The sequence below is a fragment of the Clostridium zhoujianii genome, assembly GCF_051590805.1.
Classification (GTDB): Bacteria; Bacillota; Clostridia; order Clostridiales; family Clostridiaceae; genus Clostridium.
The window spans coordinates 2,567,199-2,587,260 of the sequence record NZ_JBPUTF010000001.1 but is presented as its reverse complement, the minus strand read 5'-3'; the positions used below and the strand labels follow the sequence as shown (position 1 = coordinate 2,587,260).

The following is a 20,062-nucleotide window of genomic DNA, read 5'->3' as shown; positions in this document are numbered from 1 at the left end:
TATCTAAATTTTAGAGATATCCTCTTTTGATATATTAAAATTAAAGAAGCTAATATATCTTAAAATAATTTATTTATAGCTAATATCATAAGTATTACTCCAGAAAGCCAAGAAAGATTTAAATTGGCTTTTTCTTGAATTTTCTTTCCTATAAAAAATCCAACTAATACTGCAGTAACACCAATGAGAAAACAAAGGAGAATGGTTTGTAGATAACCCCCACCTACTAAGCTACTACCAAATCCTACTGCTAAGCTATCAAATGAAAGAGCTGATGCTAAATAGAATGCTTCTTTTATTGATAGAACTTTGGACTTATCAAAGTCAGCCTTAGTTTCATCTGCATAAACTTGTAATATAAAGTTCATATCAAATATTTTAAAGGTAACGGGCTTGTCTAATTTTTTCTTTTTCTGAATAAAGTTCTTGCATAGACCTTCAAACAATCTATAAACACCTAAAATCATTAATATTGCAAAGCTTAGTATAATGGGAAGTGTTCCAGGTAAAAAATCCTTTATAAATCCACCAAAGAATAAAGAGATACCAAGAACTATAGAACCAACTAAGCTAATAACCATAGCAGATAATATTGGAATCTTTATTTTATTTGTACCATAAGCAACGCTAGCTACAAATGCATCTATACAAACTGATGAAACTAGTAAAATTGATTCAATCATAACCTAAACCTCGACAAATTTCTAGTTAATATTATATTATGAATCATTAAATACTTTAGTTACAAAATGAACCCCCTATTATTTTTTAGGGAGTTCATCTTGTAAAGTATATGGAGGAATGTTATTTTTCTTAATCCATTGACTCCAAGTAGTTTTAAAATTATCATCATTTTCTTTAGTGTAAGTATAGAAGTTTTTTATGAAATCTACTCTTTTACTTTCATCTCCAGCTTTCAATAAATTAATACCACCTAATATAAATTGCCTATTAACTATATCTTCTAGGGATACATTCTTAGAGTTATTGAGCATATCATAGAGAGTCATAAATGTAGTAGTTCTACCTTCACCAGCTTTGCAATGGAAGTGTAGCCATTTGCCCTTAGCTTGAGTAGTTGCATAATTAACAAACATATCTACAATATCATCAGTAGGTCTATTTCCATCTGTAACAGCTAATCTAAGATACTTTGTGTTATTTGGTGTAATTAGCTTTTCTTCATTTTCAACAACTGTAGGGACTAAATTATACTTACCATTATCAAGAGAAATAGATTTACCAAAAGGAATATTAGATAATTGAGCATTTTCCTTTTGTATAGCCTCCTCTAATGATAATCCTATATTAGCTTTATTTCCATAACCAACCCAGCTTACTGCATTACCATTAATAAAGCCATGAGATTCCTGCCTTAAATCTATATCTACAAATGGAAGCTTTGTTTTTATATCTTCCTTTAATTTCAAGAATGATAAGGCAGTAAATTGAGAACTACCTGAAATATTTAGATCTGATAACCCAGTCAAGTTTACTTTAGTTCCATTAAGTTTTGATAGCTCTGTTGTTTTTCTAAAATTTACAGGGAGAATGTTTTCATTTTTAGAATCTAAGCTAAGATATACTTCACTATCAGATTTAGCGAATGTAGTTATAATAAATGAGTTAGTAATAGAAAAACATAAAAGAAGTATTATAAGAAACTTAATTGATTTTTTCATATCTATTCACCTCCTACAATTTAGTATTTATATTATTTGATAAAATAGTCTTTTATATGTAAGAAGAGTGAATAAGTAAGAGTTTTATTATCTATGAATATAAATTTTGATTTTAACATTTGAATAATATAGAGAAAATTTTCAAGTATCTTTATGATATAATTACATTGAAATGTGTAAAATATGAAAGTAAGACCTGGAGGAGAGCTTTATGTACAAGATAATAGCATTAGATATGGATGGAACTTTATTAAATGAAGATAAAGTAGTAACAGATAGAACAAAGAAGGCACTTAAGGGAGCTAGGGAAAAGGGTGTTAAGATAGTTTTAGCATCTGGTAGACCAATAGATGGATTAAAAAGATACCTTAAGGAGCTAGATTTAATAGATAATGATGAATATGTATTAAGTTATAATGGATGCTTAGTTCAAGAAACTAAAAGTGAGAAAATAATTTGTGAAATGGGGTTAAAGGGTTCAGATCTTCATTATGCTTATAATATTAGTAAAGAGCTTGGAGTGAATATTCATGCATTTTCACCAATAAGAGGATTAATAACTCCAAAGAATAGTAAGTATACAGAAGTGGAAGCTGATATAAATGGCATTGATATTAATATATGTGATTTTGATGAAGTTGGAGCAGATGAGAATATAGTTAAAATAATGTTTATAGATGAACCAGAAATATTAGATGCAGCTATAGAAAAGCTTCCAAAAGAAATGTATGAAAAGTATTATTTAGCAAAGAGTACCCCTTATTTCTTCGAAATTATAAATAAGGATGGAAATAAAGGTGTAGGTCTTAAGGCATTAGCAGATCATTTAAATATAGCTGCGGAAGAGGTAATTGCAGTTGGGGATGCTGGTAATGATTTAGCAATGATTGAATACGCAGGCTTAGGTGTTGCAATGGGAAATGGACATAAGGAAGTTAAAGAAGTTGCAAAATATATAACGAAGAGCAATGAAGAAGATGGAGTTGCTGAAGTAGTAGAGAAATTTATACTAAATATATAACTAATGAAGGATGGAGATTTTATGGGAGCACACTGTGGTAACTTACAGAAGATATATAATGGGAAAAGAAAATATGGTATAACTCCACATATTCCTGGAGGGTTTATACTACCTGAAACCTTAGAGAAAATTGCAAAAGTAGCTAAGAAATATAATGGAGTATTAAAAATAAATTCGGGACAAAGAATACTAATAACTAATTTAGAGGAAAGTGATTTGCCTGCTATATGGGAAGAACTTGGAATGGAACCAGCAGTTCTAGAGCAAAACTCAGTTAAAAATGTAGAAATGTGCCCTGCTGGATATTGTAAAAGGTCTAAGTATAATACTATTGGTACTGGAATGAAGCTTTCAAATAAATATCAAAAAATGAAGATGCCTTGTAGAACCAAAATAGGGGTAGCTGGATGCAGAAATGCATGTGGAAGTGTTTATAGCAAAGATGTAGGTGTAATTGCAGATAAAGAAGGATTCCTAGTCACAGCAGGAGGTTCTGGAGGATATCATCCAAGATTAGCTGATGTTATTATTGATAAAGTTGATGAAAAGGAAGCTTTAAGAATTGTTGATAATATATTTGATTACTATATAGCTAATGCTGAAATGGGAGAAAAACTTGGATTCATGATTGATAGAATAGGCCTTGATGAATTCAGAAAGAATGTTGTAAAGTAATACATCATACCAATGACTAACTAACTATAGATGTTATGTTACATAACCATAGTTTATTTTGTTAGTTGGTATGAGAAGATATTTAAATTTAAATGAACAAGGACTCTCATATTTATTGGAAGGCTACCCCTCGAAGAGTTAGTAGACCTGAAAAGACATATGAGAGTTCTAGTTCTAGATTAAATTACATCTATAGTTTAGTACATCCTTTAAAGAGATTATTCAACTGTTGGAATAAATTCAAAGTTCATTACATCAAACAATCCTTTGTCAGTTATCTTAATATCTGGGATAACAGGTAAGGATAAAAATGATAATGTAAGGAAAGGATTAAAATCAATAGTAGGAGCTACTATTTTAATTGAGTTATGAAGTTTATCTAAGTCATTTATAATGTCATCAGTAGTTCTAGCTGTAATTAATCCAGCTATCTCTAACTGTATTGAGGCTAGAACTTTTTTATTTTCTACAACAATAATTCCTCCACCAATTTCTTTTAGCTTTTCTACAGCAAATAGCATATCTTGGTCATTAGTACCAGAAACAATTAGGTTATGTGAGTCATGGGCAACAGTAGTAGCAATAGCTCCACTTTTAAGATTAAGCCCTTTTATTACTCCAAGGCCAATGTTTCCAGTATTATTATGCCTCTCAATAACAGCAACTTTTAGTAAATCTAGATCCGGTATCGATAAAAACTTTTCAGTAATATTTAAATCTTTAATATCCACTTTAAGATGATTACTTTCAAGCTTATTTGGAATTAATTGAATTACATTTATAACTGATTTATTTCTAATATCTATAGAAAAAGATTCTTTATTAAGGGTAGGTAAATGTATGCTATTTTCTATGTTTAAAACATTAGCAATTTCTTCTTCATTATTGATAACTTGTCCTTTATCAACTACTAATTTACCATTTTTATAGACTGAATCTATTTCAAAGTTATTTAAATTTTCAAGTATTATAAAGTCAGCTTCATAGCCAGGTGCAATCGCCCCCTTAGTATCAAGCTTATAACATTCAGCAGAATTTAGTGTTCCCATTTGTATTGCAGTTTCAGCCTTTAATCCTTGTGCTATTGCATAACGAATAGAGGAATCAATACTACCATTTTTTAGAAGGTCATCGATATGCTTATCATCAGTACAGAAGCAAAGTCGTCGACTATTTTGTATGGTAGCAACCTTAATGAGATCCTTTAAGTTTTTTGCAACAGTACCTTCTCTGATTAATACATACATTCCACGTCTTATCCTATCGATAACTTCAGAAGGAAGGTGACATTCATGGTCTGTTCTGATGTTAGCTGTACAGAATGCATTTAAAGTATCTAAGTTTAATCCAGCACCATGTCCATCTATCCTTAATCCCTTTTCTTTGCAGTTAAGTATTTTCTCTATCATATCCTCGTCACAGTTTAGGAGTGCTGGAAAGTCCATAACTTCAGCTAATCCTAAGACTCTTTTTTTATTATAAAGAGGTTTTAGATCTTTACTTTTTAAAATAGCACCTGAATTCTCAAAAGAAGTAGAAGGAACACAAGAAGGTAACATAAAGTAAAAGTCAACTGGTAGGTTCTCACTAAGGTCTAACATTAGCTTAATACCATCTGTACCTAATACATTTGCAATTTCATGAGGGTCTGCAATCATAGTTGTTATGCCATGAAGTAAAGCAGATTTATAATATTCCTTTGGGGTAGTAAGGGAAGATTCAATATGAGCGTGAGCATCAATTAGGCCTGGACAAATATATTTATTAGTACCATCTAGGATATTAGTTCCTTCATAATCTCCAATACCAACAATATATCCATTTTTTATAGCTACATCAGCAATATAGGAATCTTGTCCAAATACATCTATAATAGAAATGTTTTTAATAACTAAATCACAAGGAATATTTTTGGAAGCTCCTTGTATTTGTTCAATTAAATTTATCTTTTTCATATAATCCACCTCTGTTTATTTTATGAAACCTCCGAGGCATTTAGTACTTCATAGCCATACTCTTTACGGTAGTATGATAGAAACGCTCAAACCATATTATTGAGCTTATACGAAGGTTATTTCTATCCATTATAGTTAGGTACTAACTTAATGTCAAAGGTTAAATTTAAATATATAGGAGAATCTCTAACTACAGTCATAGTTAGAGATTCTCCTATATATTATTTATAAGCTTATTATAGAAACTTTAGACATACAGGGTTAGGTACATTTATAGTATCGAGTACATCATTTAGCATACCTGTTTTATAATCAATTGAGAAAGCAACAATTGATGAAGTATCTTGATTTGCAACCATAAGGTATTTGCCATCTTGACTTATTGAAAAATCCCTAGGACCACTACCAAAAGTAGATTGATGTCCTAGTAAAGTAAGATTACTAGTTTCTTCATCAATTGCAAATATAGAAATTGAGTTGTGACCTCTGTTTGATGTATAAAGATATTGGCCATTAGGGTGTATATGGATGGCAGCACCAGATTTAACACCACAATATTTATTAGGTAAAGTAGATAATACATTTATCAGATTAAGCTTGCCAAAGGTATCGTATTTAAATACTGCTATCTCAGAAGAAGATTCAGTCAATACGTAAGCATATCCCTTAGTTGGATGGAAGACCATGTGTCTTGGGCCACACCCTTTACTAAAAGGTATAGTTAAATCATTTCTTTTAAGAAGAGAACCATTTTTAAATTCATAAATATTCATTTTATCTAGACCTAAATCCAATGAATATAGAAAATTTTGCCCAGGATCTAATGAAACATAGTGTATATGTGGATTATCACCATCATGGGATAAGACTTCTTTCTTGGGATTTAAGGAACCATCCTCATTTAGAGAATATGAAATTATTTTATTTTCGTGGTAATTGGCTGAAAATAAGAAGTTTTTATCATTTGATAAACTTATATGGCATGGAGGATTCCCCTCTTCAACATCATAATTTATAAGGTTTAAGCTCAAATCATCATTAATATTAAATGCAGCAACTCCACCATCATTATTAATCTTAGCAATAGAGTATAGTCTATTATTATTCTTATCTATTGCTAGGTAAGAAGGTTTATCAATTTCATAAGATAGAGATATGTTAGCAAACTTATTATTATTCGAATCGAAATTAAATCCATAGATACCTTTACTATCACCATCTGTATAAGTACCAATATATCCTTTTAGTAAATGCTCATTCATACAAACACCTCCAAATATTTCCACACAATTATAACATAAATATAATTAAAATAAAATATTACTTAAAAAGGTATATAGTAGAAATTTAACAATTATAAGGTATAATATAATGATAGATAGAAAAGAATAGGTAGAGGTAAAGTATATGAAGAGAAGAATTATATTAGGTTTTAGTTTAATTATTTGTAGTATTTTTTTTATTGGATGCAATAATACTATAATTTCCAAGGATGAAGAAGCCATTAATTTCTTAATTAAAAATGATTCAACGAAAATAGGTAATGCAAGTGCTGTAGGAGGAATAATAAAGAGTTTGACTGGAAATGAGTACTTTAAAGATATGTCATTAAAAACTACGGATAAACCCTATGGCTTAGTAATAAATTATGGAATAAATGATGGAATGAATGAAGGTGATTATATAAATTACTGGGATCAGGAAAAAGTTAAGGAAATCATAGTTAAGAATATGACCTTTTTATTTATTTTAATAGATAATGTGGATATTATAACTATTAATATAGAAGCACCAATAGATATTAATTTCACCCTGGACAGGGGAGAGATAGAAGAAATTTATGGAGTAGATTTAAAGAATTATAGATTGAATAATAGTGAATGTGATGACCTTATAACCACAGATAAGAAGGAAGCGATTTGGAGTAAACTTAATAGTTAACATTTTTAGAGATATATGGTTTAATATTTATTAAAAGGGGGCGATTAGTATGCCAATAAAAATACCGATAGAATTACCAGCATATAGGGTGTTAAGCAAGGAAAATATCTTTGTTATGAATGATGAAAGAGCAGAAAGGCAAGATATTAGACCATTAAAAATAGCAGTATTAAACTTAATGCCTAAAAAGATTCAGGCAGAAAATCAAATTTTAAGATATTTATCCAATACACCGCTTCAAGTTGAAATAAGATTAATTCAAACTAAGAGTTATACATCCCAAAATACACCTATGGAACATTTAAATAAGTTTTATAGCTACTTTGATGAGATATGTGATGAGAAGTTTGATGGGCTTATTATTACAGGGGCACCAGTAGAGCAGATGGAGTTTGAGGATGTGGCATACTGGAATGAATTAAAGGAAATAATGGAATGGAGCAATAGCAATGTTTTTTCGACATTACATATTTGTTGGGGAGCTCAAGCCGGTCTATACTATCATTATGGAGTACAAAAATATCCATTAGGTGAAAAACAATTTGGGGTATTTTCTCACAGGGTATATAACGAAATGGCTGAATTAACTAGAGGTTTAGATGATCCTTTCTATGCACCTCATTCAAGACATACAGAGGTTAAACGTAAGGATATAGAAAAGATAAAAGAACTTGAAATACTTTCAGAATCAAAGGATGCTGGAGTTTTTATAGTTTCTACTAAGGATAATAGAAAGATATTTATTACAGGTCATCTAGAGTATGATAGAGATACTTTGAAAGATGAGTACTATAGAGATAAGGAAAAGGGATTAGATATAAATATACCTAAAAATTACTTCCCGAATAATAATCCAGAGTTACTTCCAAATATGAAATGGCGAGGTAGTGCTCATATTGTATTTGCAAATTGGTTAAATTATTGTGTTTACCAAAATACACCTTTCAATATTTGTGATATAAATAATAATTAGGGAGGTTCTATGAGATATTTCAAAGATGTTAAATGCTTAAGACTTAGAGAGGATAAGCTTAGAATTAGCTGGAGAGATGAAGGAATTAGCTTAGTAAAAATATTTCTCATAAACAATGATGAAGAGATACTAATAGAGCAATTAAAGGGTGGTAGTGAGTTAGTTATTAAAGATCCAAATAAAAGAAAAAGAAATTTATTTATTTTAAAAGCTGAGGGATATCAATCAGAAGTTGTTGCAGAAACTTTAATACCTTTCAAGGGAGTACATCATTTTAGAGATATTGGTGGATATAAGAGTGAAGATGGTAGACGGGTAAAGTGGAATACATTCTTTAGGGCAGATAAACTATCATCATTAACAGTTAAGGATATAGAATACTTTAAGGCTTTGGGGATTAGAACAATATTAGATTTAAGATCCCCTACTGAGGTGAAAAGTATGCCGGATCCTAAAATAGATGGAATAGATTATATAAATATATCTGGAATGCCAGAATTAGATGAAACAAAAGATAATTTTGATATGATGTCTATATTTAAGCTTAAGTCATCTAGTGATTTTGATGCAACAGAATTCTTGATGAAGGGATATAAAACTATGGTGTTTAATAATCCTGCTTATAAAGAGTTAGTAGATTGCATAGAGAATGAAGAACGAGTTCCCATAGTATTTCATTGTTCAGCAGGAAAAGATAGAACAGGATTTGGAGCAGCATTAATTTTATCAATACTAGGAGTCCCTGAAGAAACAATAATGGAGGATTATCTTCTTACTAATATTTATAGAAAGCCTATAAATGATAAAACTATTGAAGCAGTAAAAGATAAGATATCTAATCCTAAGCATTTAGAAATACTTAAAGTTATGCTTGAAGTGAAAAAAGAACTTTTAGAAGCATCATTTAAGAGCATAAGAGGTAAGTATGGTAATATGGATACTTACTTAGAAAAAGAGTATGGGCTTACTAAAAAGAAGAGGAAAGAAATTAAGAATAGATTTCTTTATTAATAGTAATAATATTTAATTAAGAAAAAGACAACTTAGTTGTCTTTTTTTAATTTATTTTAGCAATAATAATTTTAAGGTAAAAGTGCTTGCAATAAAGTAGGGGAGGGATATATAATCTTTAAGTATACTAGATAAAAGTGTAAATAAAAAGTGGAGTGGATATTGTGGAAGAGAAAAGAGAGAAGTTTTCTTCAAGCCTAACTGTGTTTTTGGCAACATTAAGTTCTGCCGTTGGGTTAGGTAACATATGGATGTTTCCATACGTTGTTGGTGAGAATGGGGGAGCAGCATTTATTATTATTTACTTAGGATGCGTGTTAATAATTGGACTACCAACATTAATAAGTGAATTCGTAATTGGTAGAGGAACGAGAAAAAATGTTTATGGAGCGGTATCAGAAGTTACTGATAAAAAATGGTTTAAGGCAATTGGGATAATAGGATTATTATCAACATATTGTATGTTATTTTTTTATACTGTAGTAGCTGGATGGGTATATTCTTATGTATTTAAAGCATTAGGTGGTGCTTTTAAAGGGATCAATGCGGAAGTTGCGTCAGAAATGTTTAATAAAGCAAGTTTAGGGCCGCTATCACCAATTATATGGCAATTTATAGTTTTAGCTGTAGCTTGTACAATAATTGCTCTTGGGGTTAAGAGTGGAATAGAAAAGCTTACTAAAACATTAATGCCATTACTTATTGGACTTCTTGTATTATGTGTAATTACAAGTTTAAGGTTACCAGGAGCTATGGAGGGTGTTACATTCTTAATAAAAGCAGATTTTTCAAAGGTTACAGTTAGTGTGATACTTTCAGCTTTAGGATTAGCATTCTTTAAACTTTCAGTTGGTACTGGTACAATGGTTACCTATGGTAGTTACTTTACAGATGATAATGATTTAATAAAAACTGGAGGTAGGGTTGCCATTGCTGATACTGGTGTATCAATACTTGCAGGCTTAGCTATATTTCCAGCAGTGTTTTCCTTTGGATTACAGCCTTCAGGTGGACCAGGATTATTGTTTAATACAGTACCTCTTATTTTCTCAAAGATGCCAGGAGGCAGCATTTTAGCAATAATATTCTTTATGTTAACAGCTATGGCAGCTACAATGGCTTCAGTATCTTTAATAGAGGTACTAACAGCTACTTTCACAGAGGAGTTAAAAATAAATAGAAAAAAATCATTAGTTATAAATATAGCAATAATAATCATTATAGGTTCTCTAGCAGCCTTATCGGCAAATCCTAATGGGGTATTAGCTAATATAAAAATATTTGATTTAGCTATTTTTGATTTATTTGATGTTTTTGTTAGTAAGATATTATTACCTATTAATGGATTACTTTTAATAATACTTACTGGTCACTTTATTAAAAAAGGATTTGTAAAGAGAGAGCTTACAAATGATGGATCATTAAATAATAGTAAATTAGTTGATGGCATTTTATTTTTAATTAGATATATTACACCAATCTTAATTTTAATAGTCTTTATCAAATCATTCATTTAAAATAGTTTTCAAATACTGTATAATAAAAGGGGTCCAACAAAGGACTCTTTTTTATTATGAATTAGGTTTTAAGGGGGTAGAAATGGGATATAGAGTGTTAATTTGTGATGATGAAAAGGAAATATTAGAAATACTAGATTTGTATTTAGGGAAAGAAGGCTATGAAATAGTTAAGGCTTCTGATGGATTAGATGCATTGGATAAGATTAAAGAAAATAAAGATTTAGACTTAGCGATTTTAGATATAATGATGCCATATGTAGATGGATACAAATTAGTAAAAGAGATAAGAAAATTACACAGCATACCAATAATGATGCTTTCAGCAAAAAATCAAGATTCAGATAAAATATTAGGCCTTGATTTAGGGGCTGATGACTATATAACTAAACCTTTTAATCCATTAGAAGTTGTAGCTAGGGTTAATGCTCAAATAAGAAGAGTGTACAAGCTTAGTGCTAAAGAAGATAAGAGTGAATCAATTATAATTGGTGAGGTTGAGTTAGATACATATAATGTTAGGGTTATTGTAAGAGGAGAAGAAATTGAGTTAACATCAATAGAGTATGGAATTTTAAAATACTTAATGGAGAATTCAGGGAGAATCTTAACTAAGAATCAAATATTTGAAGCTGTTTGGAATGAGGAATTTTTAAGTGGAGATAATACGATAATGGTTCATATAAGTAGATTAAGAGACAAAATAGAGAAGGATTCAAGGAATCCTATTTATTTAAAGACTGTAAGGGGACTTGGTTATAAGTTTGAGAAGAAGGTAAGCAAGTAATGTCAAGAAAGAAAAATGATAAGTTATTAGTGTCTTTATTTAAGTACTATATAACATTTGTACTAGTTTTAGCTATTATATTTATAATTTCATATCTATATTTAGGATATCAAATGTCTAAGTCTGTTAATGATAGTAATTCATCAATATTAAATTTGATAAGTGGAAACTATCAAGGTTATGAGAAGATGGATACAAATGATATTGCTAAGTTGGGTGGGTACTTGGAGATACTAGATTCTAATGGGAAAGTAATTGAAACTAAGGGGAGCGTACCAATAGGGAACAAAATTCAGTATACAGAAGATGAATTACTAGATATTGTTGCAATGAGTGATGAGGAGAGTAAGTACTATGTCCTTATTCATAAATTTACAAATGAACAAAATGAGTTACGTAGAGTTATAGTAAGACTGCCTATTGAAAAAGTATCAATAGTAGTTAATCTATTTTCTGTACCATATAGCATGGGTAAGCCTATATATGTTCTTTATATAAAGGTAGTTAGTGTATCATTAGTTCTATTTATTATAAGTATAACAATTTATAGTATGTGGACTGCAAGAAAAATAAAAAGACCTCTTAAAAAGATTGACGAGGCTTTGGGAAAAGTTATTGAGGGTGACTATGATGAAAAGTTAACATTAGATGAAGCGAAGGAATTCGTAGTTGTAAGCAATACAATCAATTTTCTAATAGATAAGCTTAAGGTAAGTAAAGAGGAAAATAAAAGATTAGAAGAAAGTAAAACAAGAATGTTAATAGATTTATCCCATGACATTAAGACGCCAATAACAACTATAAGAGGATTCTCTGCTGCTTTATCCGAAGGGCTTATAGAGGATCAGGAACACAGGGAGAGATATTATGAAACTATCTATAAGAAATCAGAGAGGGTAGCAGAGTTAGTTGATGATTTATTTGAATTTGTAAAAATGGATAGTGTTCAATATACTTTGAAGCTTGAAAAAATCGATATATGCGAGTTTTTAAGGCAGATTGTGGTTGAGTATGTTGATGAATTAAATGAAAGAGATTTTGAATTAATAGTTAATATACCTGAGGAGGTTATTTTAGCTAAAATAGATTGTAGATTATTTAAAAGGGTGATAACAAATCTGATAGAGAATTCAATTAAATATAATCCTGATGGAACTATCCTAAGAGTTGAACTTAGAGATTTAGGGACATTTATAGTTATTGAAGTTGCAGATAATGGTATAGGAATTCCAGCAGCTATAAAGAATAGGGCTTTTGATCCTTTTGTAAGAGGGGATGAAAGTAGAAGAAGTGATGGTGGATCAGGCCTTGGTCTAGCTATTGCTCATAAAATAGTAGAGAATCATGGTGGAGAAATTTCTTTACTAGATAGGAGAGGGAATGAGAGTACTATTTTCTCTATTAAAATGTATAAAGATTATAAACGTATTAAAAATGACTAGGATACAGAAAATATCTGTATCCTAGTCATTTTTACTAACCACCTAAAGTAATATCTTGTTTATTATACCAGTCTAAGGCTTCATCTAAATGATCAGGTTTATAGTCCGGCCATAGATCATTTATTATGTAAAAATCTGAATATACTGATTGAACAGGTAGAAAGCCACTTAATCTTCGCCTTCCTCCCCATCTAATAATAAGGTCAATTCTAGATATATCGTTTGAATGAATATTATTTTTTATGTTCTTTCTATTTTTATCAGCAGCTTTTAGTAGATTTAGATCCCATTCCCAACCATAATTAATTAAGAAGTTGACCTTTGTTCCACCTTTGCCAAAGGTTCTTCTTTTGGTAAAGGGAAGTAGCTCCTTTGGAAAGGAGAGTGAATCTGTATTACCTATAACTAATATTTCAGAATTTTCTTTAGTTAGTAGATCTACAGATTGTATACAGGCATCAATGAATGCCTCTTTCTGTTCGCTAGGACGCTTAGTATTATCTACAGTAAATCCATAGAAAGTAAGCTCATTTATACCATATTTCTCACATTGTTTAAAAAGTAAAAGTCCAGGGGTTATCCCTAGAGCATATCCTTTATCTTTTGTCATACCATTTGAAGTTGCCCATCGCCTATTACCGTCAGGAATGATTCCTATATGATTAGGTATTCTCATTTTTGTACCTCCCTTAAAATAATATAGTTATATTATTACCTTTAATGAAAGAATTAATACTAGAGTAAAAGGCAAAATAGAAGTATATTCTTTTATTATTAAATAGATTAATATACAATGAAGATATAATATGAAAAAATATGAGTGATATATAAGGTTGGAGTGAGAATATGATTGCATTAGTTGGAATAAAGAGAGATATTCCGATCCAAATAAGAGAGGGTTTTAGCATAAAGAAGAGTAAAAAGGAGTTTATTTTGCAAGAGCTTTTAAAAAAGTTTAATGAAGTAGTTCTTGTTAGTACCTGCAATAGAACAGAAATTTACATTAATAATTCTCATGAAAGTGTAGAAATATTAAAGGAAATCTTTGAAATAGTAGGTTGGGATGAATCACTTATACCTTTTGCTTTCTACACAGAAGGGAAAAAGGTATCAAAGCATTTATTAGAAGTAGCTTGTGGGTATCATTCAAAAATTGCTGGAGAGGATCAAATATTGGGACAGATTAAAGAAGCCTATAGGGAATCACAAAATATAGGCGGGGCAAATAAGGAGCTAGGAAGGCTGTTTCAAGAAGCTATAACTTGTGGTAAGAAATTTAGGACGGAAACTAAATTATATGAAATACCAGTATCATCAGTATCTATTGTAGTAAATAAATTAGTAAAAGAACATTGTCAAAGAGTTATGGTTATAGGTTATGGAGAAATAGGTAAGTTAGCTATTAAATATCTATTAGGTCATAATATAGAGGAAATATGCCTTGTAGTAAGAAATCCAGAAAAGGTGGATGACTTAACAGGCACAAATGTAAAGATTATGACATTTAAAGAAAAACAGAATTGTATTAATTATATGGATTGTATTATTTCATGTACATCTGCACCCCATCCTGTAGTTTTGGAAAATGATATAAAGAAAGATGGAAATTCATTGATGATATTTGATATGGCAGTTCCAAGGGATGTAGAAGCAGGAGTTAATCTTATTGAGAGAACTAGTGTGTATAATATTGATGAAATAAGTGGAATCGATGACGATAATAAGGCTTTAAGACTTGAAAAGATGAAGGCTTATAAATATATTGTTGATGAATATGTTAAAGAGTATGAAGATTGGAAAAGTTTAAGAGAGCTATCTCCAATTATAAGGGAATTAAAAGATAAGGGTAATGAAAACTTCAGTAGAAGAATAGTTACATATGAAAATAAATCTAAGGCAAAAGAAGACCATGATTTAGTAGAAATGCTTTTAAAGAGCACATCTGATCTTTATATAAATAGGGCTATTGAGGTATTAAAGGAAGAAAAATTAAGAGGGTGTGAAGAGGAGTGTTTGAGAATAATAAAAAAGATATTCTTAGTAGAGAAATAGAGCTTTCCCTGCTATCATTAATATCGAATAAGCTTAGAATTGGCATAGTTGGTGCAGGAAAAGCAGGATATATTAAAGCTAGACATTTTTTGAAGCAAGGCTGTTATGTAGAAGTTTTAAGCAAAGAGGAGAACTCTGAGCTTATGGAACTTAAAGGTTATAATCTTAAAACTATCATTAAGGAGTATGATAGAAGCTTCATCGAAGATAAGCATATCCTTATTATTGCAATTAATGATGAAGAAGTTAGGGATATTATAAAAAGAGATTGCAAAGAAATGTATAAGATATATATTGATTCATCATCATTTATGGATGGAATGGGAGCTATTCCTGTTCAAAGAGATTTAGATAATATAGTTATAGGGATTAATACCAGAGGAGGAAACCCAAAGGGATCTATGTTCCTCGGAGAGAAAGCAGAGGTAGAATTGAAGAAGTACGATAATTTTATTGGATTTACAACAATTATTAGGAATAAGGTTAAAGATATCCCAAGTATAAAAAAGAGTGTTATAGATTTTATTTTTAAAGAAGATTTTCTTTTCTTTTTTAATAAGGGAAAGGGAGATACGGTGCTTAGAATGTTTTTTGATTTAGAGGTCTTAAATAATGAAGAATGAAATTAAGGAGTTAGAGTTATTTACAGGTATTAGGGAAGAAACATTAGATGAGCTTAATAAAATTGGGCATAAAATGATATATAAAAAGGGTGAACATGTATTTTATGATAAAGATAATATAAAAACAATATTTATTGTTTTAACTGGAAAAGTTGCTTTATATAAAATTAGTGAAAAAGCTCAGAAAAGAATTGTATTTATACTTGGTAGAGGAAAAATTATTAATGATGTTATTCTAGATGATCTTAAATCATCAATAAATTGTGAGGTTTTTGAGGATTCAGAAATATTTTGTTTTAATAGGGAACAATTTATCAAGCTTATGGAGAAGGATTTTGACCTTACTAAGGCTGTATTAAATTCCCTTGCTAAAAAGGTCAGAAGACTATATAGGCAAGTAAAAAACTCTACTCCTATAAAAATAGAGAAAAGGGTAGCAGCAAAACTTTGGAAACTAGGTAAAGATTATGGAATAGATTGTGAAAAATCTACTTTAATAAATTTGAATATAAGTATAACCTATCTTGCTGATATGTTTGGGACACCTAGAGAGACCATATCTAGGGCAGTTAAAGTATTACAAAATGAAGGACTAATTATTGTTAAAGATAAAAAATTTATTATAAAAGATAGAGAGAAATTAGCAGAATATTTTAAAAAATAAGGAAACTTTGTGATAATTATCACAGAGTTTTTTTGATATTGTTAGTAAAATAACAATATCAAAGGAGTGATATGAATGTTTAATGATGAATTTAATAATGTTGCAGGAGCGGCTAAGGCAAAAAGTGGACTATTAGAGAATAATAAAGTTGGATATGTTATTAGTTCATTACTTGCAGGAATCTATGTTGGATTTGGAATTATGCTTATTTTTACTATTGGAGGATTACTAAGTAGTGCAAGTTCACCAGCGACAAAAATTATGATGGGTGCATCTTTTGGGGTAGCATTAAGCTTAGTAATAATGGCTGGATCAGAGTTATTTACAGGAAATAATTTTGTTATGGCAGTAGGAGCTCTAAATAAATCTGTTACTTGGATTCAATCTATTAAGGTTTGGGTAGTTAGCTTTATAGGAAATTTATTAGGATCAATATTAGCTGGTTATTTATTCTTTTTATCAGGGCTGGCAACAGGACCAGTAGGAGAATTCATAGCTAAAACTTCAGCAACAAAAATGTCATTACCAGCATCAGAATTATTTTTTAGGGGAGTATTGTGTAACATTCTAGTTTGTTTAGCAGTATGGTGTAGTTTTAAATGTAAATCAGAATCAGGAAAGTTAATTATGATTTTTTGGTGCCTATTTGTATTTATAACAGCAGGTTTTGAACATAGTGTTGCAAATATGACATTACTAACAATAGGACTATTATCACCAGCAGGAGCAGCAGTGTCCATAGGTGGATATTTCTATAATTTATTATTTGTAACATTAGGAAATATGGTAGGTGGAATAGTATTTTTAGCAATTCCATATTACTTAATTTCAAGAAAATCTAATTAGAGAGGTGTAATATGGGATATAAACTTAATTTAGAAAATATGAATCTACTGTTAGAAAATTTATCAAAGAACTATGAAATATATGCACCAAAGATATTTAAAGGGGAAGGAACATTTTCTGATACGGATAGAGTGAAATACGGAAAGATAAAAAATATTAGAGAGGTAGAATTTAATAAAAAATCAGAATTCTCATATAAAGAAGTTTTATTACCAATAACTCAAACATTATTTTTCTTTACTGAAGATCAGGTCAAGGAAGCTGAAGTTAGAGAAAAGTCAGTGTTAGTCTTTTTAAGAAGTTGCGATATTCATGCACTAAGAAGAATAGATGACATTTATTTAAGAAATGGTGCTGTAGATCCATATTATAAGAAGATTAGAGAAAAGGCTAAATTTATATTAATGGGATGTAATAAGAGCTATGAAAATTGTTTCTGTGTAAATATGGGAACTAATAAAACTGATGAATATAGCTGTTATATTAAGTTGGATGGAGAAGAAGTTTACATAGATGTTAAGGATGATGAGTTAAATATAGCATTATCAGAAATAAACAAAAGTGAATTAGAAGTAAGACCAGAATTTGTAGAAGAGAACGAAGTTAAGGTTAATATACCAGAAAACTTAGATAATTCAATAATAGATTCAAAGGTATGGGATGAATATAATCAAAGGTGTATTGCTTGTGGAAGATGTAACTTCGTTTGCCCAACATGTACATGCTTTACAATGCAGGATATATTCTATAAGGATAATGAGAAGGCAGGAGAGAGAAGAAGGGTATGGGCTTCATGCCAGGTAGATGGATTTACTGATATGGCTGGTGGACATAGCTTTAGAAAAGCTAAGGGTGAAAGAATGAGATATAAAGTTCTTCATAAGGTTCATGACTATAAGAAAAAGTGGGGATATCATATGTGTGTTGGATGCGGTAGATGTGATGATATCTGTCCAGAGTATATTTCTTTCTCAAATTGTATTAATAAATTACAACAAGTTACGGATGAGGTGAAATAATTATGACTAACGAATATATACCATTTATTTCAGAAGTTTTAGAGGTAATAAAGCACACGGAGATAGAATACACCTTCAGAATGTCATTTAAGGGTGATGTTAAGCCAGGGCAATTCTTTGAAGTTTCATTACCTAAGTTTGGTGAAGCTCCAATTTCAGTTAGTGGAATAGGGGAAGGGTATGTTGATCTTACAATAAGAAAGGTTGGTAAGGTTACTGAGGAAGTATTTACAAAGTATAAGGGGGATAAATTATTTCTAAGAGGACCTTATGGCAATGGATTCGATATTGAAAACTATAGAGGTAAGGAAGTTGTAATAGTTGCAGGTGGAACAGGATTATCCCCTGTAAAAGGAATAGTAGATCATTTTGCTTATAACCCAGGAGAGGGGAAAAAGGTAACAGTTATTTCGGGATTTAAGTCTCCAAAGGATGTACTTTTTAAAGAGGATATGAAGAGATGGAATGAAAATCTTAACTTTATATTAACTGTTGATTCAGCAGAAGAAGGATATAAAGGTAATGTTGGATTAGTTACTGAATATGTACCAGAGTTAGATTTTGATGATATGGATACTGCTCAGGTAATTGTTGTAGGACCACCTATGATGATGAAATTTACAGTTCAAGCTTTCTTAAATATAGGGATGAAAGAGGAGAATATTTGGATATCTCATGAAAGAAAGATGTGCTGTGGATTAGGTAAATGTGGTCACTGTAGAGTTGGAGATACCTATATTTGTCTAGATGGACCAGTCTTTAACTATTCAGAAGGTAAACTTTTAAGAGATTAGGAGATGAGTATATGGATATTAATACTAAGAAACTAAAAAAGAATGCTTTTAGAATTACTAAGACTAGAGGAATAACAGCATCTAGAGTAAGGGTTCCAGGTGGTCATTTAAAGGCAGAATATCTTGGACTAATTCAAGAAATAGCAGATACTTTTGGTAATGGAACAGTTCATTTAACAACAAGACAAGGTTTTGAAATACCAGGAATTAAGTTTGGAGATATAGATAAAGTAAATAAATTACTTCAACCGATAATAGAGGGATTAGATATAAATCAAGAGGTACCAGATAAGGGATATACAGCAGCAGGTACTAGAAATGTATCAGCTTGTATAGGGAATAATGTTTGCCCTTATGGAAATTATAATACATCAAAATTTGCAAAGAGAATTGAAAAGGCTATATTCCCAAATGATCTTCACTTTAAGGTGGCATTAACAGGTTGTCCTAATGACTGTATGAAGGTAAGAATGCATGACTTTGGGATTATTGGTATGACTTTACCTCAGTATGAGAAGGATAGATGTGTATCTTGTGGAGCTTGTGTTAAAGCCTGCAAAAAGAAATCTACATCAGCACTACATGCAGAGAACTATAAGGTGGTTAGAGACCATAGTAAGTGCATAGGTTGTGGAGAGTGTGTAATTAATTGTCCAACAGGTGCGTGGACTAGAAGTAAAGAAAAGTATTATAGACTAGTTATTATGGGGAGAACAGGAAAGAAGAATCCAAGATTAGCTGAAGACTTTATGGTATGGGTTGATGAGGATAGTATAGTCAAAGTTATAACTAATACTTATAATTATGTTACTGAATATATAGATAAAAATGCTCCAGGTGGAAAAGAACATATTGGCTATATCGTAGATAGAACAGGGTTTATGGAGTTTAAGAAGTGGGCTCTTCAAGATGTAGATCTTTCTGATAAAGTTATTATTAAGGAAAATGTTTATTGGAGTGGAGTTAGATACTAAAGTAAATATAGATGTGATATAAAAAAATAACAGTTATTTTCATATATTCTTTTGCTATAGCTAAAATTGAGCTTTATAAAGAAAGA

Annotated in this window: 20 protein-coding genes and 1 riboswitch; of the genes, 15 read left to right on the top strand and 5 right to left on the bottom strand. The window is 30.4% G+C overall.

What is annotated here, in order from left to right:
* Positions 1-59: 59 nt before the first annotated feature.
* Positions 60-683 (bottom strand): sporulation membrane protein YtaF, encoded by a 624-nt coding sequence (ytaF, locus tag ACSYT2_RS12165; protein WP_430855475.1) that lies wholly within the window; start codon positions 681-683, stop codon positions 60-62.
* Between the two features lie 78 nt (positions 684-761).
* Complete coding sequence (locus ACSYT2_RS12160; RefSeq protein ID WP_430855474.1) at positions 762-1,682, bottom strand: phosphatase domain-containing putative toxin; 921 nt, start codon at positions 1,680-1,682, stop codon at positions 762-764.
* 211 nt (positions 1,683-1,893) lie between these two features.
* Here ACSYT2_RS12160 and yidA point away from each other — a divergent pair, with 211 nt between their 5' ends.
* Positions 1,894-2,703 carry a sugar-phosphatase gene (gene yidA, locus ACSYT2_RS12155; RefSeq protein ID WP_438384869.1) on the top strand — a complete coding sequence of 270 codons (810 nt, stop codon included), beginning with the start codon at positions 1,894-1,896 and terminating at the stop codon, positions 2,701-2,703.
* A gap of 3 nt (positions 2,704-2,706) precedes the next feature.
* Entirely contained in the window at positions 2,707-3,378 is a 672-nt protein-coding gene (locus ACSYT2_RS12150; RefSeq protein ID WP_430855472.1) for a ferredoxin-like domain-containing protein, read from the top strand.
* A 218-nt stretch (positions 3,379-3,596) separates the two neighbouring features.
* On the opposite strand, the gene ade is transcribed toward ACSYT2_RS12150, so the two are convergent.
* Together ade and ACSYT2_RS12140 are read right to left on the bottom strand one after the other, a co-directional pair.
* Complete coding sequence (ade, locus tag ACSYT2_RS12145; RefSeq protein ID WP_438384868.1) at positions 3,597-5,333, bottom strand: adenine deaminase; 1,737 nt, start codon at positions 5,331-5,333, stop codon at positions 3,597-3,599.
* A 31-nt stretch (positions 5,334-5,364) separates the two neighbouring features.
* Positions 5,365-5,466: riboswitch (purine riboswitch) on the bottom strand.
* Positions 5,467-5,569: 103 nt separating this feature from the next.
* The gene (locus ACSYT2_RS12140) at positions 5,570-6,595 is read right to left on the bottom strand and encodes a lactonase family protein (protein WP_438384867.1); all 1,026 of its coding nucleotides are present in this window, start codon (positions 6,593-6,595) and stop codon (positions 5,570-5,572) included.
* A 145-nt stretch (positions 6,596-6,740) separates the two neighbouring features.
* Here ACSYT2_RS12140 and ACSYT2_RS12135 point away from each other — a divergent pair, with 145 nt between their 5' ends.
* The 6 genes from ACSYT2_RS12135 to ACSYT2_RS12110 all read left to right on the top strand — a co-directional run bounded on the left by ACSYT2_RS12135 (position 6,741) and on the right by ACSYT2_RS12110 (position 13,004).
* Positions 6,741-7,274 carry a DUF4825 domain-containing protein gene (locus ACSYT2_RS12135; RefSeq protein WP_438384866.1) on the top strand — a complete coding sequence of 178 codons (534 nt, stop codon included), beginning with the start codon at positions 6,741-6,743 and terminating at the stop codon, positions 7,272-7,274.
* A gap of 49 nt (positions 7,275-7,323) precedes the next feature.
* On the top strand, positions 7,324-8,247 hold the full coding sequence (metA, locus tag ACSYT2_RS12130; RefSeq protein WP_430855468.1) for a homoserine O-acetyltransferase MetA: 924 nt from the start codon (positions 7,324-7,326) through the stop codon (positions 8,245-8,247).
* Between the two features lie 9 nt (positions 8,248-8,256).
* The gene (locus ACSYT2_RS12125; protein WP_438384865.1) at positions 8,257-9,258 is read left to right on the top strand and encodes a tyrosine-protein phosphatase; all 1,002 of its coding nucleotides are present in this window, start codon (positions 8,257-8,259) and stop codon (positions 9,256-9,258) included.
* Positions 9,259-9,422: 164 nt separating this feature from the next.
* The gene (locus tag ACSYT2_RS12120; RefSeq protein ID WP_438384864.1) at positions 9,423-10,775 is read left to right on the top strand and encodes a sodium-dependent transporter; all 1,353 of its coding nucleotides are present in this window, start codon (positions 9,423-9,425) and stop codon (positions 10,773-10,775) included.
* Positions 10,776-10,857: 82 nt separating this feature from the next.
* Positions 10,858-11,562, top strand: coding sequence for a response regulator transcription factor (locus tag ACSYT2_RS12115; protein ID WP_438384863.1), 705 nt, complete (start codon positions 10,858-10,860; stop codon positions 11,560-11,562).
* Entirely contained in the window at positions 11,562-13,004 is a 1,443-nt protein-coding gene (locus ACSYT2_RS12110; protein ID WP_430855464.1) for a HAMP domain-containing sensor histidine kinase, read from the top strand. The genes ACSYT2_RS12115 and ACSYT2_RS12110 overlap by 1 nt, the downstream gene beginning before the upstream one ends.
* A 34-nt stretch (positions 13,005-13,038) precedes the next feature.
* Here the strand turns inward: ACSYT2_RS12110 and ACSYT2_RS12105 are convergent, their stop codons facing one another.
* Positions 13,039-13,680: an undecaprenyl diphosphate synthase family protein gene (locus tag ACSYT2_RS12105; RefSeq protein WP_438384862.1), complete on the bottom strand. Its 642-nt coding sequence runs from the start codon at positions 13,678-13,680 to the stop codon at positions 13,039-13,041.
* 170 nt (positions 13,681-13,850) lie between these two features.
* On the opposite strand from ACSYT2_RS12105, the gene hemA reads away from it, so the two are divergent.
* The 7 genes from hemA (at position 13,851) to asrC (ending at position 19,976) form a co-directional block, all read left to right on the top strand.
* Positions 13,851-15,056, top strand: a complete 1,206-nt coding sequence (gene hemA, locus ACSYT2_RS12100) for a glutamyl-tRNA reductase (RefSeq protein ID WP_430855462.1) — start codon at positions 13,851-13,853, stop codon at positions 15,054-15,056.
* Positions 15,014-15,679, top strand: a complete 666-nt coding sequence (locus ACSYT2_RS12095; RefSeq protein WP_430855461.1) for an NAD(P)-dependent oxidoreductase — start codon at positions 15,014-15,016, stop codon at positions 15,677-15,679. The genes hemA and ACSYT2_RS12095 overlap by 43 nt, the downstream gene beginning before the upstream one ends.
* Positions 15,669-16,343, top strand: a complete 675-nt coding sequence (locus tag ACSYT2_RS12090; protein ID WP_438384861.1) for a Crp/Fnr family transcriptional regulator — start codon at positions 15,669-15,671, stop codon at positions 16,341-16,343. Before ACSYT2_RS12095 ends, ACSYT2_RS12090 begins: the two co-directional genes overlap by 11 nt.
* Before the next feature lie 75 nt (positions 16,344-16,418).
* On the top strand, positions 16,419-17,189 hold the full coding sequence (locus tag ACSYT2_RS12085) for a formate/nitrite transporter family protein (protein WP_430855458.1): 771 nt from the start codon (positions 16,419-16,421) through the stop codon (positions 17,187-17,189).
* Positions 17,190-17,200: 11 nt separating this feature from the next.
* Entirely contained in the window at positions 17,201-18,208 is a 1,008-nt protein-coding gene (asrA, locus tag ACSYT2_RS12080; RefSeq protein WP_438384860.1) for an anaerobic sulfite reductase subunit AsrA, read from the top strand.
* A 2-nt stretch (positions 18,209-18,210) separates the two neighbouring features.
* The gene (gene asrB / locus ACSYT2_RS12075) at positions 18,211-19,002 is read left to right on the top strand and encodes an anaerobic sulfite reductase subunit AsrB (RefSeq protein WP_438384859.1); all 792 of its coding nucleotides are present in this window, start codon (positions 18,211-18,213) and stop codon (positions 19,000-19,002) included.
* An 11-nt stretch (positions 19,003-19,013) separates the two neighbouring features.
* Complete coding sequence (asrC, locus tag ACSYT2_RS12070) at positions 19,014-19,976, top strand: sulfite reductase subunit C (protein WP_430855455.1); 963 nt, start codon at positions 19,014-19,016, stop codon at positions 19,974-19,976.
* Positions 19,977-20,062: the final 86 nt, after the last annotated feature.